This window comes from Antarcticibacterium flavum (genome assembly GCF_006159205.1).
In the GTDB taxonomy this organism is placed as follows: Bacteria; Bacteroidota; Bacteroidia; order Flavobacteriales; family Flavobacteriaceae; genus Gillisia; species Gillisia flava.
On sequence record NZ_CP040812.1, the window covers coordinates 3,465,101 to 3,490,573 of the forward strand.

At 43.4% G+C, this 25,473-nt stretch carries 20 protein-coding genes and 1 other RNA gene; 13 read left to right on the plus strand and 8 right to left on the minus strand.

The window, feature by feature from the left end; genetic code table 11:
• Window positions 1-31 precede the first annotated feature (31 nt).
• From FHG64_RS15115 to yajC, 4 genes are all read left to right on the plus strand, one after another.
• Window positions 32-1,132 (plus strand): Glu/Leu/Phe/Val family dehydrogenase, encoded by a 1,101-nt coding sequence (locus tag FHG64_RS15115; RefSeq protein ID WP_139067189.1) that lies wholly within the window; start codon window positions 32-34, stop codon window positions 1,130-1,132.
• A gap of 272 nt (window positions 1,133-1,404) precedes the next feature.
• Entirely contained in the window at window positions 1,405-2,349 is a 945-nt protein-coding gene (nusB, locus tag FHG64_RS15120; RefSeq protein WP_139067190.1) for a transcription antitermination factor NusB, read from the plus strand.
• Between the two features lie 48 nt (window positions 2,350-2,397).
• On the plus strand, window positions 2,398-2,859 hold the full coding sequence (locus FHG64_RS15125) for a DUF1573 domain-containing protein (protein WP_139067191.1): 462 nt from the start codon (window positions 2,398-2,400) through the stop codon (window positions 2,857-2,859).
• 21 nt (window positions 2,860-2,880) lie between these two features.
• Window positions 2,881-3,192 (plus strand): preprotein translocase subunit YajC, encoded by a 312-nt coding sequence (yajC, locus tag FHG64_RS15130; protein ID WP_139067192.1) that lies wholly within the window; start codon window positions 2,881-2,883, stop codon window positions 3,190-3,192.
• An 812-nt stretch (window positions 3,193-4,004) separates the two neighbouring features.
• Here yajC and FHG64_RS15135 read toward each other — a convergent pair.
• The 4 genes from FHG64_RS15135 to FHG64_RS15150 form a co-directional block, all read right to left on the minus strand.
• Window positions 4,005-4,466, minus strand: coding sequence for an ankyrin repeat domain-containing protein (locus FHG64_RS15135; protein WP_139067193.1), 462 nt, complete (start codon window positions 4,464-4,466; stop codon window positions 4,005-4,007).
• Window positions 4,467-4,729: 263 nt separating this feature from the next.
• Window positions 4,730-6,514, minus strand: coding sequence for a mechanosensitive ion channel family protein (locus tag FHG64_RS15140; protein WP_139067194.1), 1,785 nt, complete (start codon window positions 6,512-6,514; stop codon window positions 4,730-4,732).
• A 147-nt stretch (window positions 6,515-6,661) separates the two neighbouring features.
• Window positions 6,662-6,898, minus strand: a complete 237-nt coding sequence (locus FHG64_RS15145) for a Kazal-type serine protease inhibitor domain-containing protein (RefSeq protein ID WP_139067195.1) — start codon at window positions 6,896-6,898, stop codon at window positions 6,662-6,664.
• 214 nt (window positions 6,899-7,112) lie between these two features.
• Window positions 7,113-9,527 (minus strand): glycoside hydrolase family 65 protein, encoded by a 2,415-nt coding sequence (locus tag FHG64_RS15150; protein WP_139067196.1) that lies wholly within the window; start codon window positions 9,525-9,527, stop codon window positions 7,113-7,115.
• Window positions 9,528-9,833: 306 nt separating this feature from the next.
• On the opposite strand from FHG64_RS15150, the gene FHG64_RS15155 reads away from it, so the two are divergent.
• The 7 genes from FHG64_RS15155 (at window position 9,834) to FHG64_RS15185 (ending at window position 18,915) form a co-directional block, all read left to right on the plus strand.
• Window positions 9,834-10,748, plus strand: coding sequence for a dihydrodipicolinate synthase family protein (locus FHG64_RS15155; RefSeq protein ID WP_139067197.1), 915 nt, complete (start codon window positions 9,834-9,836; stop codon window positions 10,746-10,748).
• A 9-nt stretch (window positions 10,749-10,757) separates the two neighbouring features.
• Window positions 10,758-12,200 (plus strand): aldehyde dehydrogenase (NADP(+)), encoded by a 1,443-nt coding sequence (locus FHG64_RS15160; protein WP_246054139.1) that lies wholly within the window; start codon window positions 10,758-10,760, stop codon window positions 12,198-12,200.
• Window positions 12,201-12,289: 89 nt separating this feature from the next.
• Window positions 12,290-13,297 (plus strand): 4-hydroxyproline epimerase, encoded by a 1,008-nt coding sequence (locus tag FHG64_RS15165; RefSeq protein WP_139067198.1) that lies wholly within the window; start codon window positions 12,290-12,292, stop codon window positions 13,295-13,297.
• A 6-nt stretch (window positions 13,298-13,303) separates the two neighbouring features.
• Window positions 13,304-15,562, plus strand: coding sequence for a S9 family peptidase (locus FHG64_RS15170; RefSeq protein ID WP_139067199.1), 2,259 nt, complete (start codon window positions 13,304-13,306; stop codon window positions 15,560-15,562).
• A gap of 1 nt (window position 15,563) precedes the next feature.
• Window positions 15,564-16,811 carry an NAD(P)/FAD-dependent oxidoreductase gene (locus tag FHG64_RS15175; RefSeq protein ID WP_139067200.1) on the plus strand — a complete coding sequence of 416 codons (1,248 nt, stop codon included), beginning with the start codon at window positions 15,564-15,566 and terminating at the stop codon, window positions 16,809-16,811.
• A 1-nt stretch (window position 16,812) separates the two neighbouring features.
• On the plus strand, window positions 16,813-18,024 hold the full coding sequence (locus FHG64_RS15180; protein WP_139067201.1) for a M24 family metallopeptidase: 1,212 nt from the start codon (window positions 16,813-16,815) through the stop codon (window positions 18,022-18,024).
• Window positions 18,025-18,054: 30 nt separating this feature from the next.
• Window positions 18,055-18,915, plus strand: coding sequence for an AraC family transcriptional regulator (locus FHG64_RS15185; RefSeq protein ID WP_139067202.1), 861 nt, complete (start codon window positions 18,055-18,057; stop codon window positions 18,913-18,915).
• A gap of 13 nt (window positions 18,916-18,928) precedes the next feature.
• Here FHG64_RS15185 and FHG64_RS15190 read toward each other — a convergent pair whose 3' ends face one another.
• From FHG64_RS15190 to ssrA, 4 genes are all read right to left on the minus strand, one after another.
• A complete protein-coding gene (locus FHG64_RS15190) occupies window positions 18,929-20,929 on the minus strand; it encodes a TonB-dependent receptor plug domain-containing protein (RefSeq protein WP_139067203.1) in 2,001 nt (666 codons plus the stop codon).
• A 62-nt stretch (window positions 20,930-20,991) separates the two neighbouring features.
• Window positions 20,992-21,828, minus strand: coding sequence for a FixH family protein (locus FHG64_RS15195; protein ID WP_139067204.1), 837 nt, complete (start codon window positions 21,826-21,828; stop codon window positions 20,992-20,994).
• An 84-nt stretch (window positions 21,829-21,912) separates the two neighbouring features.
• The gene (locus FHG64_RS15200) at window positions 21,913-22,296 is read right to left on the minus strand and encodes a hypothetical protein (protein WP_139067205.1); all 384 of its coding nucleotides are present in this window, start codon (window positions 22,294-22,296) and stop codon (window positions 21,913-21,915) included.
• Between the two features lie 554 nt (window positions 22,297-22,850).
• Window positions 22,851-23,250: a transfer-messenger RNA gene (gene ssrA, locus FHG64_RS15205) on the minus strand.
• 132 nt (window positions 23,251-23,382) lie between these two features.
• On the opposite strand from ssrA, the gene FHG64_RS15210 reads away from it, so the two are divergent.
• Window positions 23,383-24,609, plus strand: coding sequence for an NAD(P)-dependent oxidoreductase (locus FHG64_RS15210; protein WP_174760404.1), 1,227 nt, complete (start codon window positions 23,383-23,385; stop codon window positions 24,607-24,609).
• Window positions 24,602-25,438: an endonuclease/exonuclease/phosphatase family protein gene (locus tag FHG64_RS15215; protein ID WP_139067206.1), complete on the plus strand. Its 837-nt coding sequence runs from the start codon at window positions 24,602-24,604 to the stop codon at window positions 25,436-25,438. The genes FHG64_RS15210 and FHG64_RS15215 overlap by 8 nt, the downstream gene beginning before the upstream one ends.
• The last annotated feature ends 35 nt before the right edge of the window (window positions 25,439-25,473 follow it).

Below are 25,473 nucleotides of genomic sequence, written 5' to 3' on the forward strand. Positions count from 1 at the left end.
AAGAAAAAATCCAAAGTTAAAAACAATTTCTATGCAAGTTGATGTGCTAAGTGCAAAAGAACTTAAATCCAGCGGGCCGGTATTTGGCCAGCTATCCTTTGACGATCACGAGCAAGTGGTTTTTTGCAACGACAAAGATACAGGATTAAAGGCAATAATAGGTATTCACAATACTGTTTTAGGACCTGCCCTGGGAGGTACCAGGATGTGGAAATACAACAGCGAATGGGAAGCTTTGAACGACGTACTAAGGCTGTCCCGCGGGATGACCTACAAGAGCGCCATTACAGGATTAAACCTGGGTGGTGGTAAGGCTGTCCTTATAGGTGATGCCAAAACCGAAAAAACTCCGCAACTTATGCGCAGGTTCGGGGAGTTTGTTCATTCCCTTAGCGGAAAGTACATCACTGCAGAAGATGTGGGAATGGATACAGAGGATATGGATATTGTAAGGGAAGTTACTCCTTATGTTACCGGTATCTCTGAATCTAAAGGAGGCGCCGGGAATCCTTCACCTATTACCGCCTACGGGGTGTTCATGGGAATGAAGGCAGCGGCAAAATATAAATTTGGAAGTGACGATCTTGACGGGAAAAAGGTGCTGGTACAGGGTATTGGCCACGTGGGCGAATCTCTTGTGGAACACCTTAGCAATGAAGGGGCACAGGTTTTTATTGCAGATATCAACCCTGCGCGCCTGGAGGAGATCAGTAAAAAATACAGCGCCAGTATCTATAATGATGATGTATATGCTGCGCCTGTAGATATCTACGCTCCCTGCGCCCTTGGTGCAACTATAAATGATGACACTATTAATAAGCTTAAGGCCTCTATTATTGCAGGTGCAGCAAACAACCAGCTGGCAGATGAGAAGGTGCACGGTAAACTTTTACAGGAAAGAGGGATCCTATATGCTCCAGATTTCCTTATCAACGCCGGGGGGATCATCAATGTGTATGCTGAACTTGAGGGGTATGACAGGAAAGAGATCATGCGAAAGACTGAAAATATCTACCATACCACCCTTGAAATTCTTAAGACTGCTGAAGATAAGAACATCCCTACCCATTATGCCGCATTGCAAATTGCACAGCAGCGTATTGATGATAGAAAAAAGGAGAATTTTAGGTAAGTAGTCCGCATAGGACAATTGACCTGAGGATATCTTCAAAAAGCGCAACGAGTTTTTATGATTCTATGTAAAGACTTTTTAAGTAGTGAAGGAGATTAAAGTTACTCATTATTAGTTAATTGGTTTTAGTCCAGACTCTAAATTCCAGTAGCGAAGCGGTCAAGACTCTTTTTACGGAAAACAATGCTAGGTAGTTTCAAATAAATGCTATTTTTGCAGGGCGAAAGAGAATTCTTTCGCCCTGCTAATTTTTAAAAAGTTCTTTTACACCTATGTTGACCAGAAGACATATTCGAGTTAAAGTAATGCAGTCCCTATATGCATTCCACCAAAGCCAGAATACGAATTTCCAGACGGAAGAGAAATTCCTGCAAAAAAGCATGCAGGAAATGTATGACCTGTTTCTGCTACAGCTGAAACTGATAATCGAGATAAGGAACTATTCTGAAAGATACCTCGAGAAATCACAGAAAAAATTTCTGGCAACTAGTGAAGATAAAGACCCGAACAGGAAATTCCTGGATAACAGGGTCATAGCAATTCTTGAGAACAACAATCACCTTAATGACCTTCTGGAAGAAAGAAAGATCACCCACTGGAACCGGGATGGGGAATATGTTGCTATCCTATGGGAGGAGATCATGAAGAGCGAAGCCTTTGAAAGTTATATGTCTACCAGGACCTCAACTTTTAAAGAAGATAAAGATTTTGTGATCCTGTTGCTTAAGGAGATCATTGCCCCTAACGAAAAATTATACGATTATCTTGAGGATACAAAGCTAACCTGGCTGGACGACCTTCCTCTTGTAAACACCGCTATTCTAAAATTCCTTAATAAACTTAAGGAAAGTTCAAAACAGGAAGCCAAACTTCCCGGCCTGTTCAAAAGCGAAGAGGACGAGGAATTTGCTATAAATCTTTTTAGGAAGGTTTATGTGAACGATGAGGAACTGGCAGGGGAGATGCTGGGCAAGACCCCAAACTGGGATAAGGAAAGAATTGCAGAAATAGATACCATTCTCATCAAGATGGCAATTTGTGAATTCCTGCATTTTTCCTCCATACCTGTGAAGGTTACTATCAATGAATACCTTGAGATCGCAAAGGAATACAGCACCCCTAAAAGCAGTATTTTTATTAACGGGGTCCTGGATAAACTTTCTAAAGAATACCAGGAGGAGAAGCGATTAAATAAAATTGGCCGCGGTCTTATGTAATTCTAAAAATTTAGTATTTTTAACCTTTAAAATTTAAACTCAATTATTATGAAAAAAGGGATCTTATTAATAGCAGCCATTGGTGCTATGTTCTTTACTTCCTGTAAGGACGATGCTTCCAGCAAAGTAAAGGCAGAAAATGTAGAAACTGCGGCAGAGCGTGACGCACAGGCAGTTTATTATCCAGAAATGACCTTTGAAGAAGAGGAGCATGACTTTGGAAACATCAAGAGAGGAACAAACGTAGAGCATACGTTCAAGTTCACCAACACTGGAAAAGCTCCTTTGGTGATCACCAATGCTACCAGCTCTTGTGGATGTACAGTTCCAACCTATCCAAGAAATGAGTCTATCGCACCTGGAGAAACCCGCGAAATGACTGTTAAATTTGATGGTTCAGGACAGGGACAAACCACAAAGACTGTAAATATTACCGCCAATACAGAGAGTGGTTCAGAAAAAATAAGAATCAAAGCTTTTGTTGAGACTGATGCCACACCGGCCAGCTAGAAAAGTTTTTAAACCAGTTTAATGGAACAATTATCACAGTTTGCCCCAATTATTCTAATGTTTGTAGTGGTGTATTTTTTTATGATACGCCCGCAAATGAAAAGAGCTAAACAAGAAAAGAATTTTGCAGCCGAGCTTAAACGAGGTGACCGTATCGTTACCAAAAGCGGGATGCATGGCAAGATCATTGACTTTAGCGAAAAGAATAATGCGGTAATTATCGAAACCGGAGCAGGTAAGATCACTTTTGACAGGTCTTCCATATCAATGGAAATGAGTAAAAAGCTTAACGAGCCGGTTGCAGAGAAAAAAGCAGTAGCAGAGAAGAAATAATTTTTCTGCAAAATCGAATAAAAAAAGCGGTGGATTTTTCCATCGCTTTTTTTATTTACTTAAATCTGGGATTCTCTAGTGTAGAAGGGGAGTTTAAAATTAAGACATCACCTGTTTTACTTTAGCGACAGCGGAAGGTGAAAATGTATCGAGACCTCTCGTACTCCCAAGAGTTCCCGATACAAATTCCTTCTCCCTCCCGGTCGAAAAAATTCACTACCATTGACGTATTTCATGAGAGCTTACTTTTTTACGGTAAATTTGAAAAAAAGGTATCGAGTTTATCCCCATTTCATAAGACCGCTTGTTCTTTTTTGCTGCAATCCTCTCCCTCTGGTCGTCGGTTGCAAGAAAAGATCCAAAAAAGTCGAGGCTTACGAAAGCTTCTCTAAATTTATCATTCGGTGGCTAAATTTTAGGAACTCGCGTGCAAATACTTTCTGGTAAGATTAATCCGTTGCGCTCAAACAGTCCCCTCTCATTTCAAATTTTACGATAAACTTTTGTAGGCCGGAGAAAAACGGCATCACCTCACGCTAATAGAATTTTTTATCAGGATCTCGAACTGACGATTCGTTTGTTATAAGAAATAAAACTTCCTCAGAGATTCAACCGTCAGGTCGAGTGTTTTTACCTGCAGCGACAGCGGAAGGTAAAAATGTATCGAGACCTCTTGTTTATTACGAACTCCAAAGAGTTCTCGATACAAATTTCTTCTCCCTCCCGGTCGAAAGAATTCCCTCGAACTGAGGATTCGTTTAAAAAAAAAATTCTAGCGGTTTCGAGATCTTTAGGACAATAATGATTAAAATTCAAATCTTCACCATTTCCGCGAGCTTCTCATTCCCCTTCATACGGGCATGATGATAGGCAGTGCTGCCCTTCATGTCCTCCAGGGTTCTGTCTGCACCCCGGTCCAGGAGCAACTTCACGATTTCCTCCTGCTCAAACATGGTTGCATAGATTAGAGCGGTTGCTCCCTGGGAATTTTTTGCATTTATATTGGCCCCATTAACTATTAAAAGTTCTGCTATATCTTTATATCCCTTAAAGCTCACTCCAATGAGTGCGGTATTATCTGCAACATCCCTGGCATCCACACTGGCTCCGGAATTCAATATAGTTTTGGTTACTTCATAATTTCCGTTATAGCCGGCAAGGACGAGCGGCGGGAAGCCTTTTTCATCCCTTTTTTCTGCCAGGGAAGGATCTTCCTCCAGTCTCTGTTTTACCTGCCCTGCATTCCCTGTACGTATTAATTCAAAAAATTCCATAGTTTATATAATTTTTCAGAAGGCCCGGAGTATTGGGTATAGTTCCGGTATTCTGTGGTTAGTTACTTATTTTCAGCAGCGCGTTAAATGTTTCAGATTAATAAAAATAATTATTCAGAAATTCTGAATTTTTCTCCCGCCCAAATCTTTCCGCAAAAAAGATAAAAATAGAGGATGGGACATTTAGAATCATGCTTCCTTTATTACTAATATTTTGGGCTTTATAAATTTTTCCCATTAAACTCTCGAGCTTTAATTACTTCCTATTTATTTTTTCCCCTGGCAGATCCCGGGGGAGGGTACTCTATTGAATTTTTAAGCCGCTCTATTTCATTGGGATCAAAGCCGGGGAGTTGCATTTCATTTTGCTCCTGCCATTTTTGCACTTCCTCCTCTGCTTCCTGTCTTTTTTCAGATGATACCCCCTGGTCCTTAGCAAAATATAGAGTCTGGGAAGGGAAAGCGAAGTCTGTCCCGCTTTTTTCCACTACATCCATAAGCCGAAGAAGGAGGTCTTCCCTAACTTCTAAAAAATCATCAAACCCGGCAGCAGTTATATAGGACCATACCTCCAGGTTAATAGAGGTGGAACCCAGCCCAATGAATCTTACTCTTGCAGGATCAGGACTTACCTTTGGGTGGGCATAAAGCACCCTCCTTAATTTCACCAATAAATATCTTATTTGATTTGGGGTGGTTTCATACCTTACTCCCAGGACGGTATGGAACAGGAACCTGTCCCTGTGGGCATAGTTCTCTATCCTGGTAGAGGAGAATTCCCCATTTGGGATGGTGACTATGGTTCTTTCATTGGTCCTTATCCTGGTGGAGCGTATTCCAATGGACTCTACCGTCCCAACGGTGTCCCCAACTTTGCAAAAATCCCCAACCCTCACGGGTTGATCTGTAATAAGGGTGACGCTTCCCACAAAATTCTCTACTGTTTTTTGAGCACCCAGTGCCAGGGCAATACCTCCAATACCCAGGGCTGCCAGTCCTGTGGTGACATCTACTCCAATTGCTCCCAGGATTGCAATAACCCCGAAAATAACTATGGCAGCTTTGGCTGTTCTACGTAAAAACAGCACAACAGATATTCCCGACGCATTGCCTCGCATAGTCATACGTCTTTTGCTAAAGCTGCCAATGAAATCTGTAAGTCGCCAAAGTAACAATAGTAATGCTACCAACCCTATGATGAGGGTGATCCAGCTCAATCGCTGCCGTACCAGGATGGAAAGCCCAATCTCCTGTGACAGGATCACAAACAGCCATACAGCAAGATAGATCCTTATTGGAAGTGCAAAGGCCTTTATTATTCCTGCGGTTGGTTCTGTACGGGCTTTAACCCAGAATTTAGGGATAAGGAATTTAATTAACCATATGATCCCCCAGGCCAGGAGGTAAGCAACTACTACCAGCAGGAGCATGACCACCCATTGGGCAATGGATACTCCACCCCAGGTCCTTTCTTCAAGAAAATCTGGGATCACACGTTCCACAGGTAGGACCTCCTCCGGACTTACCGTAGCGATCATCTCCATAGTTTCTGAAGAAAATAACCAAATAGGGCCCCCATCCGGACCTGTGGTTTGCTCCACCAGAAGATCCACACTTTCCTCTTCTATATTTACTGTTCCCACTCTGTCTACCCCGGGAGGAAGATCATCTCCGGTATTACCGTCCGGTTCATTGCTTATCCAGGTATAGGGCATGATATTTCCCCCGCGATCCAGGAGCCGCTGTAGATTTTCAACCAGATTTTCAGCTTCTTCTTGAGAGCTTATCCCTGCCCGTAGATTAAAATACCTGCTCGCCCTTAAAACCTCCCCTCCGGCTACAGCCCTTATGTAACCGTTAACAGTTCCCCTGGGGGTTCGTCTTCCAAGGGTATCTTCAGGAAATTCTGCCAGAGGGTCTACATTCTCTTCTGTTTCCTGTGCAGGTAAGACCTGTGCAGTAACCTGGATCCCATTTCCGGATAGCAGCATGATGGAAAGGACCAGGTACAATAAGAATATTTGTGAAGCTTGACAAGTACCGCGCATATAAGCTAAGATAAAGCTTTAATTTTTGCAGGATTTTAAAATAACTTTAAAATTTGGGGGAAGTACCTGCCCCTCCTGTTTTTAATAAAGCATCATGAGACCGGTGGAAATCCCGGGGAAAAGTGGGAATGGGATTTATTCTTAAAATTAATTGCATTCTCCCGCTTTCCAGGTTAGCACCCCATTACGGGAGGCCATGCAGGGATTGCTGTAAGTCTTGCCATCGCAACCACAAACCGGGGCATATTCCATGGTGCAGGGGCCCTCACTTATCTTTGTCTCATCAATACAATCTACATTGCCAGTTGCTTCACAGGAGAAAAGCAGGGTGGTGATGAGGAAGAGGCAAATGAAATTATCCCGGGGGAAATATCTTTGTATCATTTTATTTTTTTCAGAATGGAATTAATTCTCTTTTATACCTATATGACCTATAAGTTTTAAATGGTTGCGTGGGAGATGCGGGAAATTGGTCCCTGAGTAAAGACATCAGAAAAAAGTGTCTTAAGGATCATTTCAGCATAAAATTATATAAAACAATTACGATACATTAAAAGAAGGTAGTTATAAATAGGATCCCCACGGAAAAATGAACTTTTTATTTCCCTTTAGCACGGGAGGGAGAAAGCTTAAATTCACGCGCCTCTCCCACCTGGAAAGTGTGCAGGGTATCAATGACCCCAATCTTCACTTCATTGCTCCAGCCTTCTTCAAAGGAGATCTTTAGTTTCTTTTTGTCAACAGAGATATATATCCAGTGGTTCCGGTAATTAACCCGCATGGAAATGGCTTTTATATTTGGAGGTATTCTCGGGTTAATCCATAATGCATGGTCCCCTACCTCCAGGCCTGCAAAATTACGCTGTATAAGATCCAGGGAACCTGCCATGGCACCAAGATGAATACCTTCCGGCGTGGTACCACCCTGGATGTCCTCAAAATCACTAACTATTAACTTCTCAAAATTTTCCCAGGACATCTCCTCATCAAATTTTGAAAGTATCCAGGAAAAAACCAGCCTGCTTAGAGTTGACCCATGGGAAGTACGCTCCTTATAATACTGCACATTATTTTTTATTTGCTCTTCTGTAAATTTTATTCCCAGCTTTTTAAAGATGGCCTGCAGCTCATCCCTGGAAAAGAGGTAAAATAGCATTAGTACATCTGCCTGCTTGCTTGCTTTATACTTATTTACGGTGTCACCTTCTTTTTCGAGGATCCTGTCCAGGCGTTGTATATCATTATACTTATTACGGTATTCTTCCCATGGGAATTCCTGTAGACCTTCATAACCATCAAACTGGCTAATTATCCCCTCCTCCAGGAATGGTACATACATTTTTTCACTTATTTCCTTCCATAAAGTGAGTTCATCATTACCTATGGTAAGATTCCCCAGTAACTCCCTTTTCCTGCTTTTTTTTATAAGTTCAAGGATCTCCAGGGCTTTTTGCAGTACCCAGGCAGCCATTACATTGGTGTAGGCATTATTATTTAAGCCTTGTTCTGAAGAACCGGGGAGGGTGGTATGATATTCATCCGGGCCTACAACTTTATGTATCTCATACCGGTTTTCTTTTTTATTAAAGGTGGTCTTACTCGCCCAGAATTTTGCAATATTCAGGAACATCTCTGCCCCAAAGTGGGATAGGAACAACTTATCATCTGTAGCTATAAAATAATTCCAAATATTATATGCTATGGCAGAATTCACATGCCGTTGCAGGTGGGTGTTATCCGGGATCCAGTTGCCACTCTCGGGATTAAGGTGCAGGATCTGGCTTTCTTCCCTCCCGTTACTCCCGCTTTGCCAGGGGAACATTGCGCCCCTGTAGCCTTCTTTTTTGGCTGCATGTCTGGCTTCCTCGAGACGGTAATATCTATACATTAATAAGCTCCTGGTAACCTCCGGAAGGCGCAGGTTCAAAAATGGGAATATATAAAGTTCATCCCAAAATATGTGACCCCGGTAAGCTTCCCCATGCAGCCCCCGGGAAGGCACCCCTACATCCAGGCCAATTGTATTGAGGGAAATTGTCTGGAAATTGTGGAAGATATGTAACCGGGTTAATTGCTGAATTTTTTTATTGCCAATCACCCCAATATCCCCTCTGTGCCACAGGAATTTATAGGCATCTATGTGGTCCTTCAACATTTGCTGGAAGTTACCTGCCCTGCTTATATTTTGGCAGGCGTCCTGGCTTGGCTCACTAACTGCACGGTCTCTGCTGGTATGGATGGCTACAATTTTTTCTATGTTGTACTTTTCTCCTTCCTCTGCTTTAAAGCTTATAAGTTGTTCTATATACCCCTCCTTTTGGTTGGCTTCAAATTCACTTCTTATCTCCTTTCCCTTGTGGAATAACCTTGTTCTTGCAGCCTGCGCCATAGTTAATCTGGACTGGGTTGTTTGTACCTGCAGTACGAGAATATTGTTTTTCTCCACCTGTGTTCCAAGGGGTTTGAGATGGGTGCTTTCCAGTTCCCTGTACCTTGCTACGTTATCATTGATAACTGTGCCATCCAGTGCTGTTCTTATCTCCAGCTCCCCACTCCAGTTAACCGGGGTGAGGTGCCATTGGATCCCGGCCAGGTGCATATTTTGCATACTCACCAGCCGGCGACTATGAATCCTGGTGATCCTGCCATCCTGGTCTTTTATACTGAATTTCCTCTCCAAGATACCCTTTCTCATTTGCAGGACTTGTTGATATTCCAGGATCTCTACTTCCTCCAGGTTTAGCCACTTACCACCCCCGGGCCTAAAACTCAAGCACAGCCAGTTAGGAAAATTGACCAGGTCTTCGTTCTCAATATCCCGGCCTCCCACCTTAGTTTTTGCCCGGTTGAATCCACCAGCCAGATAGGTTCCCGGGTAATTGATGGAGTCATTTGAACTTTCTTCTGCAGCCCCCCGGGTTCCAAAGTAACCGTTGCCCAATGTGCATAAAGCTTCCCGAAGTTTTTGCTTTTTGGGGTTCCAGTTATTGTAAGTAATGCAAAATGTGTCCATAATGATGTAGTTTTAAATGTGATGAGATAGCTATTATTCTTTTCCCCGGGCGTATTTTAAAATAAAAGTCAATTGAAAAATTGCCTTTTCTAAGATAGAAAATCTTTTACAGAAGGGAAGGGGGGTAGCTTTTTAATAAGTTTAAATCACATTATCCAAGAGTACCGAGTTTGGAAATGACTGGCATGGAGTAAAGTTGCTAGATACTATTGTTAACAGCACAATAGTATCATATATTAGTCTTTTTTAAAAATATAATCCATAAAATGATTGTCATATTTGCGTATAATCTTAATAAAATTAATTATGAAAGTGAATTGGAATGGCGTGATGCCGGCATTGACAACTAAATTTACCAAAGAAGATACGCTGGACCTTCAAATGTTCAAAACCAACCTGGACACCCAGCTGAAGGCAGGGGTAAACGGGATCATCCTGGGAGGTACTTTGGGCGAAGCAAGTACCCTCACCCCGGAAGAGAAGCGGGAACTTACCAGGTTTGCGAAAGAAGCCGTGGGTGACCGGGTGCCGGTAATTATGAATGTGGCAGAGCAAACCACCAAAGGAGCTATCAGGGCAGTGGAGATAGCAGAAGAAGATGGTGCCTCAGGAATTATGATATTGCCACCAATGCGCTATAGGGCAGATGAAAGGGAAACGGTGGAATTTTTCAGGCAAACCGCAAAGAGTACCTCCCTGCCGTTAATGATATATAACAATCCAATTGATTACAAGATCGAGGTCACCCTTGACATGTTTGAACAACTGCTGAAGGAGGACAACATACAGGCGGTAAAAGAATCAACCCGGGATATAACCAATGTCACCAGGCTTATTAATAGATTTGGAGACAGGCTGAAGGTATTAACCGGGGTGGATACCATTGCAATGGAAAGCCTGGTGATGGGCGCAGATGGTTGGGTGGCAGGACTGGTGTGTGCCTTCCCAAGGGAATCTGTCGCGATTTATAGACTTGTAAAGGCCGGCAGGATTGAAGAAGCCCGAAAGATCTTCCGCTGGTTCCTTCCTGTGCTGGAACTTGATATAGTTCCCAAGCTGGTACAAAATATTAAACTGGCAGAGGTGGCAACCGGAATTGGAACGGAGAATGTGCGGGCACCAAGACTTCAGCTTGAAGGGGAAGAGAGGCAACAGGTGCAAAAGATAATTGACGATGCAGTGGCTAACCGGCCTGTGATCGAAGAAACAGTTTTACAATAAAAAGAGGATATGATAACAGGAAAGAATTATATAGGGAAGGAACTTTCAGCCGAAGGATCTTCGGTTTTTGAAGCTACCAATCCCGCGACAAATAAGAAATTGAATAAGTTCCACAATGCAACCGAAAAGGAAGTGGACGCTGCAGTAGAAAAGGCTGCGGCTGCATTCCCTGAATTTTCAGCTACTTCAGCTGAGAAACGAGCTGAATTTCTGGAAGCCATTGGAGAGGAGATCCTGAATATTGGGGAGGAACTTGTCAAAACCTATTGTGCAGAGAGCGGACTCCCGGATGGTAGAGCCAACGGGGAGCGCGGCAGGACCGTGAATCAATTAAAAGCCTTTGCGAACTATATACGTACAGAGAACTGGAAAGACGAATTTAAGGATGAAGCGAATCCTGATAGAGAGCCGCTTCCAAAACCCGGGCTTTTGAAGACCAGCGTTGCAATTGGGCCCGTGGCAGTTTTTGGGGCCAGTAATTTTCCATTTGCATTTTCCACTGCAGGTGGGGACACAGCCAGTGCTCTGGCAGCAGGATGCCCGGTGGTTGTAAAAGGCCATCCCGCACACCCGGGTACCGGGGAGCTGGTAGCTTCAGCAGTTATTAAAGCTGCTGAAAGGACCGGAATGCCAGACGGCGTCTTTTCAAATATGAACAGTTCCGGGATCGAGGTGGGAACGCTCCTGGTAAAACATCCAAAGATCAAAGGAGTTGGTTTTACCGGAAGCCTGAAAGGTGGTCGCGCCCTCTATGACCTGGCCGCACAACGCGATGAGCCTATTCCTGTATTTGCTGAAATGGGGAGCGTGAATCCTGTAATCATTGGCTCCACTGCACTGGAGAAACGCGGGGAAGAAATTGCGCAGCAACTTGCAGGTTCCTTCACCCTTGGTGCGGGGCAATTTTGTACCAATCCCGGGATCATAATTACGACCGGAAATAATAAAGGTTTTGAACAGGCATTGGTTAAGGCAGCAGCAGGTATTGATGCACAGTGTATGCTGCATTCAGGAATTAAAAAAGCTTTTAAAGAAAATAAAGAGCAATTATTGGCAGAAGCCGGGGTTGAGGTGCTTAGTAATTATAAAGACAGTGATGACAACACTGCCGGAGGAACTATTGTTAAGGTGGATGCCGCTCATTTTCTAAAGAACGACAAACTGCAAACCGAAGTTTTTGGTCCTTTTACAATGCTGGTAAATTGCAACGATATTGATCAAGTGAACCAGGTTGTAGAAAATTTGCACGGCCAGCTTACCATTAGCCTTTTGGCAGAGTCTGAAGATTTTAAAGGCCTTAAAAAAACAGTTCAGCTGGCACAACATAAAGCCGGAAGAATTATCTTTAACCAAATGCCTACTGGGGTTGAGGTATCTCCTGCAATGACACACGGGGGCCTTATCCGGCTTCGACAGACAGCAGATTCACCTCCGTTGGCATCCCGGCAATAAAACGCTGGCTCCGGCCGGTAAGTTTCCAGGATTTTCCTGCAGAATTATTGCCTTAAGATAATTATTAAAAGTTAGTGCAAGAATAGCCAATGATCGAACAAACATTTGAATGTATAGATGCCCACACCTGTGGGAATCCTGTGCGCTTAATCAAGTCCGGAGGCCCGGATCTTGAAGGTGCCAATATGAGTGAGAAACGCCAGCATTTCATGCGGGAGTATGATTGGGTACGCAAAGGGCTTATGTTTGAGCCGCGGGGCCATGATATGATGAGTGGCAGTATTTTATATCCGCCTCACGATCCTCAAAATGATTTTTCTATTCTGTTCATTGAGACCAGCGGCTGCCTCCCTATGTGCGGGCATGGTACAATTGGCACCATCACCATCGCTATAGAAGAAGGCCTCGTCACTCCCAAAATCCCCGGAAAAATAAGGATGGAAGCTCCTGCCGGGCTGGTGGAGATAGAATATCAACAAACCGGGAAAAAGGTGGATTGGGTAAAAATTACCAATGTAAAGAGTTACCTCGCTGCCAGGGATCTAACTATTGAGTATCCCGGACTTGGGCTACTCAACTTTGATGTTGCCTATGGAGGGAATTTCTATGCAATTGTAGATCCCCAGAAGAACTACAATGGCCTGGAAAATCTCACCGCTGCTGAAATTGTTAGGATGAGCCAGTACCTGCGGAAAAGCATCAATGAGCAGTACCCCGATCAATTTATTCACCCGGAAGATCCTACCATTAGGGACGTAAGCCATATGCTTTGGACTGGCAAACCCCTTGATTCCGGTTCCTCCGGCCGTAATGCGGTCTTTTACGGGGATAAGGCCATTGATCGCTCTCCCTGCGGCACAGGCACCTCTGCAAGAATGGCCCAGCTTTATACAAAAGGGAGACTAAAACCCGGAAAAGAATTCATTCACGAAAGCTATATTGGGTCCAGGTTTGTTGGCCGCATTGAACAGGAAACAACCCTTGGTGAACATCTGGCCATTGTCCCCAGTATACAGGGATGGGCACAGGTTTTTGGCCGTAACACTATTACAATCAACGAAAAGGATCCATACGCTTTTGGGTTCCAGGTAATTTAGAATCCTATGAAAAAAACGCTCTTTCTTTGCTTCTCTTTACTTTTCATTTTCTACGGAAAAACCTTTGCTCAAAAGGAAAAGATGGCCCCGGAAGTTTATGAACAGGCATTATCCTACACCTGGTCCAAACTTGGGAAGAAGGTGTACAACCTGAATCCTGAAGTGAAGTGGAATACAGATGATTCAGGGATCTGGTTCGTTCATTCATCAGATGTTGGGAGACAGTATCGGGAAATGGAGGTTAAGGATATTACTCAGAATCCACTGTTTGACCATCAAAAAATGGCAGCTGCTTTAGCTGAAAATTCTTCGGAAGAAATAAAGGCTGAAGATCTTAAGCTGGAAAACCTGAAAGTGAGTAAGGACAACCTGGAATTCAGGTTTGATAAGAAAACATACATATGGGATCGCAAGGCTGAAGCTCTTTCAGAAAAGGAAAATGAGAGGAAAAACGAGAACAGGTTGGAATCTGAATCTCCGGACGGGAAGTGGGTGGCTTTTAGAAAACAACATAACCTTTACCTGCGGGAGAAGGCTACGGGAGAAGAATTTCAGCTAAGCAAGGACGGGGAGAAGAACTATGATTATGCCGGTTCTTACGGCTGGTCAGATCTTATATACGGTGAAGGGGGACCACATCCGGAAAATTTTTATGTACAATGGTCCGCAGACTCGAGGTTCCTGGCCACTCAGGTTTCAGATGTTCGAAAGGCGCAAAAAATGTATTTGCTCAACAATGCGATAGATTCGCTTTACCGCCCGCAGCTGGCAGGTTATTACCGCGGCTCTCCGGGAGATACCAATATGGTCATGGTAAAACCTGTGATCTTTAATGTGGACCAAAAAAACGAGGTAAAAACAAAGCTGCCCACTAACACCCATATCAACACAGTTACGATCCGTTTTGGGGAGGAGCCGAATACCGCTTATGCTCAATGGGCTGAAAGGGGATTCCAAAAGCAGGTGGTACAAAAGTTGGATTTAGAAAAGCAGGTGGAGGAGGAGATATGGGAGGAAACCTCCAATACAAGTATCGACAATTTTGAATTCCGGCCACTAAAGAAAACTGGGAAAATTTTGATCCTTTCAGAAAAAAGCGGCTGGAAACAGCTGTATCTGGTGGAGGAAAAAACAGGGAAGAGTACTCCTCTCACCAACGGGGAATTCGTGGTGAATTCCATTGTGAAGGTAGATGATAAAACCGGGCGAATCTATTTTATGGCATCTGGTATATATCCTGACCTGAATCCTTATCACCAGAAACTTTACACTGTGAAGGAAGGTGAAAAGATGAAATTATTAACCCCTGAAAAGCAGCATCACCAGGTAGATCTTTCTGGGGATTTGAAATATTTTGTTGATGAGATATCTTCCGTAGAAACACCAACAAGAGTGGTGCTGAGAGATTTGGATTCAGGAAAGATTCTAACTGATATTATAAGTCCTGATGTTAGCAAGGCGGTTGCTGAAGGCTGGGAAGCGCCTCAAACTTTCAGCATCACAGGTAAAGACGGAAAAACCCCGATTTATGGTGCGGTTTGGAAACCAACCAATTTTGACCCCAACAAAAAATATCCGGTAATAGATGCCACCTATACCGGGCCGCATACCCAGGTTTTTCCAAAGTCTTTTGACAGAGCTTTTTCCCACCAGGCAATGGCAGAACTTGGTTTTCTCGTTATTGCGGTAGACGGACTCGGTACTGCAGGCCGTTCAAAATCCTTCAGGGAAGTATCCTATAAGGATATGGGTGATAACCTCAGGGACCATGTGCTGGCAATTCGGCATCTTGGGGAGCAATATTCCTGGGTGGACACTACCCGGGTGGGGATATTTGGACATTCTGCAGGAGGATATGATACCGGCCGTGCGCTACTGGCCTTCCCCGAATTCTACAAAGTAGGGGTAGCCAGCTCCGGAGATCACGATTTTAGAATGGAAAAAGCCTGGTGGCCGGAGATGTATATGGGCTGGCCGGTAGATGAAAAATATGAAGAAGTATCCAATATCACCAATGCAAGGAACCTGCAGGGTAAATTGATGCTGGTGCACGGGGGGATGGATGAAAATGTGAACCCTTCAGCCACTTTTAAGCTCGCAGAGGCATTGATAAAAGCCGGAAAGGATTTTGAACTGGTGATCCTGCCGAGTCAGCCACACGGTTACAGCGGCGAGGCTTCAAATTTTTTCAATAAGAAACGCTGGAATTATTTCATACAGCACCTGCTGGACAAAGAGCCGGGCTGGGACTATAATTTTGAATAGGATGCAGAAGGATTGTGTAATCATTGGGGGAGGAATTATAGGCTTTTGTACGGCTTATTATTTGGTTAAAGATGGGCATAAAGTGACAATTCTCGACAAAGGAAATCTTGACAACGGCGCTTCCTTTGTGAATGCGGGATATATTACCCCCAGCCATTTTATACCTTTAAGTTCTCCCGGTATGATCACTAAAGGGTTTAAATGGATGCTTAATAGTCGCAGCCCCTTCTATGTAAAACCCAGACTGGACCTTGATTTCCTTAACTGGGCCTGGTGTTTTAAAAAATCGGCTACCGCTGCAAAGGTTGAAAAAGCCATTCCCGTCCTCCGAGAAATAAATCTCTTAAGCAGGGAGCTTTATCAGGAACTTAAGGATGCGAGGGAATTTGATTTTAATTATGATCACCACGGTCTTCTAATGTGCTATAAAACAGATCACGCCGGGGAGGAGGAAGCTCAAATTGCCGCAATTGCAGCTAAGGGTGGTATGAAAGTCAGCCATTTTTCCAAAGAAGAGCTCAACAACAAGTACCCGGATGCTTCTTATAATGTGAAAGGAGCTTATTTTTATGATACAGATGCGCATATGACCCCAGATGAGTTTATGCAGCAAATGCGGGAATACCTGGTGCAAAAGGGAGTGGAGTTCAGGCCGTACACTGCTGTGAAGGATTTTGTCGTTTCGGGAAACAGGATAGAGGCCATCGAGACTTCTCAGGGCAGGATCGCTGCAGATGAGGTCACTCTTACCGCCGGCACCTGGTCCTCAAAAATTGCAGCACGACTTGGCCTTCGAATGTTACTGGAAGCCGGGAAAGGCTACAGTTTTAATTTACAGCGGGAAACCGGGATCAAAGTTCCTTCCATCCTGGTGGAAGCAAAAGTAGCCGTGACCCCTATGAATGGCTTTACCAGATTTGCCGGCACTATGGAGCTTGGTGGTATCAACCATGATATCAACAAGCTAAGGGTGGATACCATTGCCGCTGCAGCCGGAAATTATTTTGACGGATTAAAGGTTAGTGAGGAGGAAAAAGGGACCGCACGGGCCGGACTTCGTCCCTGCTCCCCAGACGGACTTCCATACATAGGACGCTCACAGAAAATAAAGAATTTAAGCATTGGGACCGGGCACGCGATGATGGGCTGGAGCCTGGGCCCGGCAACGGGCAAAATACTGGCAGAGGTAATTGGGGAGAAGAAACCATCCCTGGACCTGCAGCCCTTTAGTCCCGACAGAAAATTTTAATATGAATAGCAATAGAGAATATGGAATTGGCGGCAGTACCGCTGCAGCAGAATTGGAAAAATTAATCGCTCCAAAGGATGGACCTGCACCTGTACCTGGGGAGGAATTCAGGCAACGACTTCAAAAGGCATCCCGGGCCCTGCAAGCTGCTCATCTTGATGCTTTATACATCAACGCCGGGACAAATCTTTATTATTTTACCGGTACCAGGTGGAACCCTTCTGAAAGATTAGTGGGAGCCGTGCTCTTTGCCACAGGGGAATTACACTACATAGTCCCGGAATTTGAAATAGGAACCATACAGGACTATATCGAGGTGGAGGGAGAAATTGTATCCTGGCAGGAACACGAATCTCCTACTGAAAAGATCGCTGCACTTCTTAAAGATAACAGCAGCCTCGCGGTGGATGATTCCACCTCTTTTGCTATAGTGTCCAGGCTTCAGGAAACGATCCTCAAGATAAGCAGTGCTGAAGATCTCATTAAGGAGCTGAGAATGGTCAAAAGCAATACTGAAATTACCCAGTTGCAATATGCAATGGACCTTACAATACAGGTGCAGAAAGCCGCCGCTGCCATCCTGCGCCCGGGAATTACTACGGCTGAGGTGGAGGGATTCATCCATGAGGCTCATAAAAAATTGGGGATACAATCAGGTTCTTATTTCTGCATTGTGCTCTTCGGGAAGGATTCGAGTTTTCCACACGGGGTTAAATCCCCAAAGGCATTGGAAGAAGGGGATATCGTGCTTGTGGATACCGGCTGCCGGTATAATGGATATCTTTCAGATATTACCCGCACCTACATCTACGGCACCCCTTCAGCATATCAAAAAGAGATATGGGAGATAGAGAAGTCGGCTCAAATGGAAGCCTTTAAGGCAGCCCGCTTAGGTGCAACTTGTGGAAAGATTGACGAGATGGTGAGGGAGCATTTGAGGAAAAATAACCTGGGATCTAATTATGACCTTCCCGGCTTGCCGCACAGGACAGGGCACGGCATAGGCCTGGACATTCACGAGCACCCATATATCCTTCAAGGCAATGACATTGAAATAAAGCAGGGCTTTACTTTTAGTATAGAGCCCATGATAGTGGTGCCGGGGGAATTTGGTATAAGGCTTGAAGATCATATTTTCCTGACTGCTGAAGGTCCCAAATGGTTTACACAACCAGCACATACAATGGAAGATCCATTTGGTGTGGAGATCTAAATTTTCTTTGGGTTATATTTGCTTCAAGCGATGAAACCTGTATTTTTCAAAATACCGAAAACCGAAAATTCTTCTATTAGGATACAATGGGATGAGGAGAGGCATTTTTATGACAAGCTGCATTATCACCCGGAGTTTCAAATTACCAGGATCAATAAGGGGGAGGGATTTTTATTTGGAGGTTCCGGAATGATAAAATTTCAACCCGGGGATGTATTTTTCATTGGCCCTAATATTCCTCACCTTCTAAAGAGTTCAAAAGAATATTACGAACCGGATTCTACGGGAGTTTCGGCAATTACCATATTCTTCAGCTACAATTCTTTTGGGGAGGCATTTTTTGAGATCCCGGAGATGCATACTATCAAAGATCTATTGTCTTCCTCCCGCCGGGTTATAAAAACCAATAATTTACCACTTGCCGATCTAATTCTGAAGACCGCTGATGAATCCCCCGTTTCCAGGATCATTAATTTGCTGAAGATCCTGGAGGATTTTCTGGGAGTGGAAAAGGATTATTTAAGTTCAGAGATCTTTGAATACGAGTTAAAGGAATCGGGTTTTAAACGCCTTAACCGGGTGCTTAACTACACCTTCTCCCGTGCTTCAGAAAATATAACCGTAGATGAAATAGCGGCCCAGGCCAGCCTTAGCAAATCCCAGTTTAGCAGGTTCTTTAAAGAGCGCACCGGGAAAACCTTCATCTCCTTCCTCAACGAGGTGCGAATTGAAAATGCCTGCACCCAGCTGCTGAACACAAGGGAGTCTATTGAGAAGATCTCATATGACAATGGTTTCCAAAATATATCAAATTTCAACCGGCAATTCAAAAAAGTAAAAAGCCTTACCCCTTCACAATTTCGGGCAGAACTGGAGTTGAAAAGATCATAGCCTGGATGTTGTTCTAAAAAACTGCATAATTAAGATTTACAAAAATATTACGTCCTCTGCGGGGGATGTTATTCCAGTCTGAAAACGTTGAATAATAAGTGTCAAATAAATTTTCTGCACCGGCTTTTACGGTCACTCTCTGGTTATTAAGGTACAGGCTTCGGGAAGCAGAAAGGTTTACTACAGTATATGCAGGGGTGCGGTTCTCGCCAAAACCTGTACTAAAATTACTTTGTTCCATCGCGCCTTCTATAGATCCTTCAATAGAAAACAAACCTTTGCTATATCCCAGGGCTGCAAAATAACTAAGCGGTTGCACCAGGGGAAGGTTTCTGTTTTTGTGATCCCTGCCGTGGTTGTAAATAAGTTTAGTGTTAATATGCCAATTCTTGTAAGGAAAAACTTCCAGCGAAAGATCTGTGTTGAAAAATGTGGCGTACGGCAGCTGGCTGTAAACCATAACCCCGTTGGCGCCAATTGTCATAGCGGTAAGGTCTGGATCCGGGATACCTATGATGTAGTCCTGGATATGAAAATAAGATCCGCTGAGCTTTGCACTCCAGAATTTGTTTTTAAATGCCACGGAGGAATTGAGCTCCATAGATCTTTCAGTGTCCATTCCCGGGTTTCCAATAAAATCGTATCCGTTAAAGCTGTTAAAGAGATAGAATCCATAAGCTTCAGAAACCGAGGGAGCCCTTTCCCCATATCCGGTACCCAGGCTATAATTCATTTTTCCTTTATGTAGCTGTAGCCTGGTAGATGCTCCAGCAAGGATCCTGTGTTTACTTTCCTTCATTTCAGGATAAAAGATCTTCAGGCTTTGAAGTCCCTGTTCGCTTTGTACAGAGTTGTTGTGCGATCCCAGGCTTCCGGTAATCTTTAAATTCAGATGCTCTGATAAAAGGATCTGGTCCTCCAGAAAAAATCCGTTATAAAAGGTGCGCACATCCGGCCAGGTGAGCATAAACATCTCCATCTCTGTAGGGTCATTTGGGAACATAGTCATCTCTGCCAGCGACTTATTGTAGAAACTGTTGAGGTTGATCTTAATTCTATGCTTTCCCACGGTTGAATTACCCTTAGAATAAAATCCATACGTGTCACTCCAGCCAGGCATATTCATTCGCATAGCAACATCCTCGCGTTGGGCATCATCCATAATATGCGTAATGGTATTAAAGTAGACCTTGGTTTCCCAATGGTCCAGTAGGGGATGGGGTTTATGGAACTCGTATTTTAAGGAACCTATGGCAGCCTTTGCAAGGGAAACATCCATTGGAAGGGCTGGGTAACCAATATCTGTAGCCTTATCAAGGATCACGGCAGCTTCTATGCTTTGATGCCTGGATAACCTGTACCCGCTAACTGCTGAAAAATTGTATTTGGTGAACCGGGAATACAAAACTTCTTTTCCCCCGCCTGCGTGGTAATTCTCTGCATCGCGGTGCATGAAATCTGCATTGAAGAAGAAATCTTCCTGACTGTAGTCTACTTTGGCACCTGCTATCTTTTGCTCGCCATTTGTCTCCAGCCCGGAGTTTACTTCTACCTTCCATCCTGAAGGTGAAAATCCTGTTTTGTGTATTTTCATATCCACTGCGCCTCCAATGGTAGCTCCATGTTCTGCCCCTTCCTGGCCACTGGAGATCGAGGCTTCCTGTAAATTGGAGATCTCAACATAGGAAGTTACAGGGTCCATTTTATCTGTACAGGCACTAAATATACGCATCCCGTCAATGGTTATCACAGTACGCTCTGTCGCCATCCCGTTGATCATAGGTTCCCAGGCGTATGCCCCTCTTTTGATCATCGATATTTTTGCCGACTTCTCCAAATATTCATCTAAAGTTGCGAGGGATTTATTTTCTTTTCTGGAGACATCTTTCTTATTTCCTATCACTATGACCTCTTTCATAGGGATGATATTTAACGTGTCTATTTCTGTTTCCTGTGCCCGGGTCCAATTCACCAGGAACAGGGAAATGCAGAGGGTGAGAATTTTTGTTTTCATTTGTCAAATTTTTTTAGCTGCCCGGGAATGGCATTTAGATCCTGGTCCCGGGCAGCTTTTTATTAGAATTCTAATTCGAAGAATATATTACTGTCCTGGTTGGTATCTGTAATTGCTTCTCCTATGATAATTTCTCCCGTTTCGTCTTCCAGTTGCAGGTTGATCTTCCAATATCCGCTCATGGTGAGATTGAGCTTTCCGTGGTAGACACCCTTATTGCCCTGGGTGAGATGTACATTGTTTGGGGAGCCGTGTCCCATGGCCGGCATCCGGGGATCTATTAAGATCCTGTAATTATCCACAATGGAAAATTTGTGCATATTTTCCATTTTATAGAGTGCAGCACTAATATCATTAGTAGCTACTTTTGGTTGCCGGGGTTCTATGATTGCCAGGACATAATTGACTTCATCCTTACCCTTAAAAACTGTTACTTTCTTCCTTGGAGAGGCCAGGACCTGGAGACGATCTTCCATAGAGAAATTTTCCCCGTCTACCGTATAGTTAATTTGAAGGCTCCATGTTCCGGAGTCCCCACCTGCCATTTGAAAAATAATGTATCCTTCGTAGGAAGTATTTTTCCCGGGAGCTTTGACTACTTCAGAATTTGGAGCAGAATGCTTTATAGTACCCATGTCCATAACCGGGATCCATTCAACTTCAGCATTTGGGATGTATTCCTTATCAATTTTGTCCTGTAAGCGGAGTAGAATTTTGTTATACCCCTCTTTCAGTTCTCCACTTTCAGAATATAGTTCCAGGAAGTGATGGTCATTTTCCAGGGTTTGGATTAAGAATAGATTTTCGGTTTCATTTAATGGTGCAGTCTCTTCAGAAGTTGTTGAACAGGAGGAAACAGCAGCTAGTAATAGCAGGCAGATATAATTGAAAAATTTCATTGTTTTTTATTTTGAATTAAGGCAATACTTTTCTTCATTCAGGTTTATGGCTGAATGACATGTTTGAAAGGATAATCTGGATATTTATGAAAGTGCTATTGGAGGATGCACGATCTTTTGTGAGAAAAGAAAATTGTATTTATTCTGATAATAAAAATGCTGCGGGAGGGGAACAATCAAAGTTGTTTCGTCCAGGGGATAGAAAACACTTATGTAATAAGTTATTTCCTGTTGAAATGAAAGTAGCGCCAGCTCATTTTTCTCCTTATTTAGATCTTCTCCGGCTTTAATAATTGTGCACTGGCCGTTGCATTCCAGTTCTGGTTTATCCTTGTTCTGGCAAAAAAGTTCTGTAAAGCTCTCGTTGTTTAGCGTATAGAAAGAAACCAGGTAGGTGAACCTGATATTATGGAATAAGGTTGCTATTAGAAAGATAAAGAGTAGACCGTATTTAAAAATGGCTTTCAACTAATCTAAATTTCCCACAAAGATACCCCGCCATAAAGCTAAAACAATATGATTGAAATCACTTTTAATGGTTTTTTAAATGGAGTGGAAATGGAGTCGGAATTTGAGGTGGGGGTAGAGTGTGTATTTGAGGGTGGTATTTACTCAAAGGGAGGAGAAAGGCAACCACCTAGATTATTTAATGATGCTCCGTATTTATGTCCAGCGGATAATGAGCATTGCGTTCACATTAACTTATATGCTTCCGCATATATAATGCCTTATACGTGTTAGATTGTATGTAAAAGCATATAAAATATTTCGGAGAAATTAAATTAAAAAGGAGGTGCTATCTTTTAAGGCTCCATTTTTAAAAATCACGACTTTAAACTTACAAAAACAGTAATCATAGTGCTTACCGGGGAGGGTTTATAGAACCCTGAGACGCACATTCTGCAAATGCCGCTATGCCTGCTGTCCCTGCCGGGCCAGGCGTCTTAAAACAAAAAAATCTGCTCAAGCGAAAAGGCCTGGCAGATTTTTTATGTTTTAATACGCAGCATAGCTGCGCTTGATTGTGGAGTCGGAGGGTTTCGAACCCTCGTCCAAACAAGCAATTCAGCTGCTTTCTACACGTTTAGTCTTCGTTTGGTTTTCGTTGCAAGACCGGCCGAAAACCACCAATCTTACACTTATCCTCAATTAGATTTCAGAAGAACATCAAGGCCCTGTCCTTCCTATATTTACTTTTTCGGTGTCTCTGGTGTGGCCGCCGTAAATCAAGGCTTCCACGAGACATCTCAGCTCCCTGCCTTGCAGGGATTAAGTATAACCTACTATGATTCGGTTATGCAGCCAAGGCGTAGTTATTCTCGCCGTTTAAAAAGTGTGAAATATGAGATTTACGAGCTAGTATCCCAGCGCTCGACGTGCTTACAACTCAATTCGACTCGCTGTCAAATCCAAGTCGACCCCATAATTTTAAGAACATTTTCGGTGTAAAAACATCTGCTCATAACGAGCGGTTCCTAAGCCGAAGATGCAAAGATACAGTTTAAAATTTATATCTTTGAACAACACCTTCATTAAAGCAAAACCCATACCAAAATGATAAAATTTGCCCTCATCAAGGAAAGGAAAACCCCGCCCGACAGGCGTGTTGTTTTTTCTCCCCAAAAGCTAAAGGAAGTGGTGAAGCAATTCCCCGAAGCGAGTTTTAAAGTGGAAACCTCAGATATCAGGATCTTTCCCGATGATGCGTATAGACAGGCCGGTTTTGAGGTTGCTGAAGATGTATCAGATTGTGATGTGATGCTGGGGGTGAAGGAGGTGCCATTGCCGGCTCTCATCCCAAATAAAAAATATTTTTTCTTCTCACATACCATAAAGAAACAGCCCTACAACCGTGATCTCTTGCGGGAGATCCTTCAGAAGAATATAGAGTTATATGACCACGAGGTGATCGTAAAGGAAAATGGCCACCGGCTTATTGGCTTCGGAAGGTATGCCGGGTTGGTGGGCGCTTATAATTGCTTCAGAGGCCTGGGGCTTAAAGAAAACCTTTTTGAACTTCCTAAGGCTGAAAACCTGCCAGACTTACAGGCACTTTTGGCAGAATTGGATAAGATTGAAATTCCCAATCGCAAGATCGTTTTAACTGGAAGCGGGAAAGTGGCCCACGGGGCTAAAGAGATCCTGGACTATCTTAGAATAAAGCAGGTTGAGGTAGGAGAGTACCTGGAAAAGGATTTCGATCAGTCTGTATACTGCCATATAGATGTTCTGGATTACAACAAGCGAAAGGATGGGGAAATAAAGAATAATCAGGATTTCTATAAACATCCCGAAGAGTATGAATCTAATTTCCTGAGATTTGCCCGTAGCAGCGACATTTTTATCGCCGGCCATTTTTATGGGGACGGGGCTCCCGTGTTCTTTACCAATGAGGAGGCTTCTATGCCCAATTTCAGAATAAAATTAATTGCAGATATTTCCTGTGATATCAAGGTGCCAATTCCAAGTACTATTAGGCCTTCAACCATTGCCGATCCTTTTTATGGTTTTGATCCCGTTACAGAACGGGAGGTGGATTTCCGTGAAAAAGGTGCTATAACAGTAATGGCTGTAGACAACCTGCCTTGCGAGTTGCCAAAAGATGCCAGCGAAGGTTTTGGAGAGATGTTCCTGGAGCACGTGATCCCGGCATTTTTTAACGGTGATAAAGATGGGGTCCTGGAGCGGGCAAGAATGACCCAAAACGGGCATTTAACTCCCAGGTTTAAATATTTACAGGAATATGTGGACGGTAAACTAAATACAGTAGAAAATGAATAAGCTTTTTTTAATAACAGGTTTTGTCTTGCTTATAAGTTTTGCAGCACCTGCACAGGTGAATGTAATGACCTATAATATAAAATATGCCACAGAGAATGATGGCGAGAACAGCTGGTCCAAACGTAAGGATCATCTCACCAATCAATTGAAGTTTTATCACCCCGATATTATGGGGGTGCAGGAGGCCTTGCACGGGCAGCTGGAACATATCAAAGAGCATGTTGCAGATTATCAATATGTGGGTGCGGCACGGGATGACGGCAAGACTAAGGGAGAATACAGTGCGGTTTTTTATAATACCACTAAATTTGAAATGCTCGAGGAGGGTACCTTCTGGCTTTCTGAAACCCCAAAGGTGCCTTCCAAAGGCTGGGATGCGTCCTTTCCAAGGGTTTGTACCTGGGTTAAATTAAAGGAGAAAGAAGGAGGAAAGGAATTCTTTGTATTCAATACTCATTTTGATCACGAGGGGGATGAAGCAAGAGAGAAGAGTACGCAACTTATCCTGGACAAAATGGCTGAAATTAATAAGGAAGAAAAACCAGCAATTTTAATGGGAGACCTTAACCTGGAGCCGGATACTGAACCAATTAAGAAAATCGCTGCACAAATGAATGACAGTAAGTATAGCGCTCAAACTGTGAGTTTTGGCCCTGAAGGTACTTTCAACGGTTACGATTTTAAGGCGCCTGTAGAGCGCAGGATAGATTATATCTTTACCACCAAAGGCAATATTAAGATATTGAAATATGGGGTCCTGAGTGATTCAAAGGATCTTAAATATCCATCAGATCACCTGCCTGTTGTGGTGAAGCTGCGGTTTCAATAACTGCGGAAGGATTAAAAGTAAAGCCGGATAACTGT